Here is a 2391-nt window from a genome sequence, read left to right as displayed (position 1 = left end):
CGGACCCGGACCCGGCCGCCGGCGGGACCGGCTCGGCGGCCGGGTCCGGGTCCGTCAGGTGGTCGAGGACGCGGGAGAGGCTCGGGCCGTCGGAGACCGGTGCCGCGCCGTCGGCGGCGGGGCGCACGCGCAGGACGTCCAGGACCCGGTGGAGGCGGGCGGCGTCGGTGCGCCACTTGCGGTCCACGACCTCCTCCGGATAGTCGGTCCAGTGCACCGGCGACCAGTTCGGGCCGGGCTCCGCGGGGCCGCCGTGGAAGAGGCGGGCGGCCAGCAGGGAGGCGGCCTCGTCCACCGCGCCGGGCTCTTCGAGCAGGTCGCAGGCGGGGCGCTCGCCGAGGCGGGAGGCGAAGCCCTCGGCCAGCCGGTCCCGGCGGGACAGCTCGGTGAGCGCCGACACCACTCCGGCGTTGAGCCGCGAGGGCCAGCGGCCCATCCGCCAGGCGGGCAGCGCCACCCGGGTGAGCAGCCGGTCCCAGCCGGCGTACGCCAGGCCCACCTGCTCCTGGGCGACGATGCGCAGTCCGTAGTCCACGGCCTGCGCGCGCTCGGCCGCCGCCGCGGCGACCGAGCGCTCCATCTCGGCGGCGTGCCCCCGGCAGCCGCGCAGCAGCACCCGGGCGGCCCAGCCGACGCCCGCGAGCACCGCCCGGAACACCGGCCCCCGGCGGGGCGCGGAGGCCACGGCCACCGCGGCGTCCAGGCCCCGCACGAAGCGCCGGGCGGCCGCTATGTCCGGGTGCGCCGACGGCCCCGTGCCGGCGACGACCGGGGCGAGGACCGCGCGCAGCTCGCCCACGCGCATCCACCACAGGAACGGGGAGCCGATCACCAGCACGGGCGTGACGGCGCCGTCCGGGTGCCGTCCCGCGCCCGCCGTGACGCCGTGCTCCTCGGCGGGCGGCGGGCCGTGGGCCGGATGGGTGCGGTCCTCGAGCCAGCTGTCGCAGTCCGGGGTGAGCGCTATCGCGGACGGGGCGGGGACGTCGAGGCGGTCGGCGAGGTCGCGCACCATCCGGTACAGCTCCGGGGCCGCCTCCTCGGTGATCGGCACCGTCGGGCTCACGGCGGGCCGGGCCCGGGCGACGACCAGGGCGACACCGGCGGCGGCGAGCAGGACGAGCACCGCGAGCGGCGTGAGGACCCAGCGGGCGAGGTCCCAGACGGTGCCCGGGAGGTGGCCGGTGGGGCCGCCGACGAGCAGGATCACGGCACCGGCGGCCGGCAGTACGGCGACGGCCAGTGCCTGGCTGCGGACGCGCAGCACGGCGACCGCCCGCGACCGCGCGGCCTGCGCGCCCGCCTCCGTTCCCGTTCCGCTTCCGCTCATGGCCCGACCCCACCCCCTCCCGGCGGTCCTGACGCTGTCCTGGCGTTGCTCACTCCCCCACTGTGGCACCCGTCCCCGACATCGCAATGCCGATGGGCCAAGTGCCGGAACACATGCGCGGCACCCTAGTTGGGGGCCCGGCCCTCGTCAGCCGGATGGCTCATTGCTCACTCGATGGAATGGCTTTGGGGAAAGGTGGACGACCGACGGCAAGGTTCGGGCCCCGGATCCTGAGACGGATCCGGGGCCCGTGGGGTTCAGCGGCGCCGACGGCGGGCCGGAGCGGCGGACCGGGTGCGGCGCCCGTCGTGGTCAGGCGTCCTGCGCCGCCTTCGCCGCGATGTCCGTGCGGTGCTGGGAGCCGTCGAGGCCGATGCGGGCGACCGAGCGGTAGGCGCGGTCGCGGGCCTCGGCGAGGTCCTTGCCGGTCGCCGTGACGGACAGCACGCGGCCGCCCGCGCTGACGATCGCGCCGCCCTCGCTCCTCGTCCCGGCGTGCAGCACGTACGCGTGCGGCGCGTCCTGGGCGGCGACCTCGTCGAGGCCGGTGATCGGGTCGCCGGTGCGCGGGGTGCCCGGGTAGTTGTGCGAGGCGACGACCACGGTGACCGCGGCCTCGTCGCTCCAGCGCAGCGGCTCCAGGTGGGCGAGGTTCCCGGTGGCGGCGGCCATCAGCACGCCGGCCAGCGGGGTCTTCAGGCGGGCCAGGACCACCTGCGTCTCGGGGTCGCCGAACCGGGCGTTGAACTCGATCACGCGGATCCCGCGCGAGGTGATCGCCAGACCGGCGTAGAGCAGGCCGGAGAACGGGGTGCCGCGGCGCCGCATCTCGTCGACCGTCGGCTGGAGCACCGTCTGCACGACCTCGTCGACCAGCTTCGGGTCGGCCCACGGCAGCGGGGAGTACGCCCCCATGCCGCCGGTGTTCGGGCCCTCGTCGCCGTCCAGCGCGCGCTTGAAGTCCTGGGCGGGCTGGAGGGGCAGGACCGTCTCGCCGTCGGTGATCGCGAAGAGGGAGACCTCGGGGCCGTCGAGGTACTCCTCGACGACCACGCGGTCGC

General features: G+C 76.9%; 2 protein-coding genes. Both read right to left on the bottom strand.

All coding sequences use genetic code 11. The features are described 5' to 3' along the window. Positions 1 to 1330: hypothetical protein (locus tag B7L92_RS37355; RefSeq protein WP_081241563.1), on the bottom strand; the 1330-nt coding region annotated here is incomplete at its 3' end. Positions 1331 to 1642: 312 nt separating this feature from the next. Beyond that, positions 1643 to 2391 (bottom strand): phosphoribosylamine--glycine ligase (gene purD, locus B7L92_RS37350; RefSeq protein ID WP_081241562.1); only part of this gene is annotated, 749 nt, incomplete at its 5' end.

The sequence above is a fragment of the Streptomyces viridosporus genome (genome assembly GCF_002078235.1).
Classification (GTDB): Bacteria; Actinomycetota; Actinomycetes; order Streptomycetales; family Streptomycetaceae; genus Streptomyces; species Streptomyces viridosporus.
This window is presented reverse-complemented; position numbering and strand designations above follow the sequence as displayed.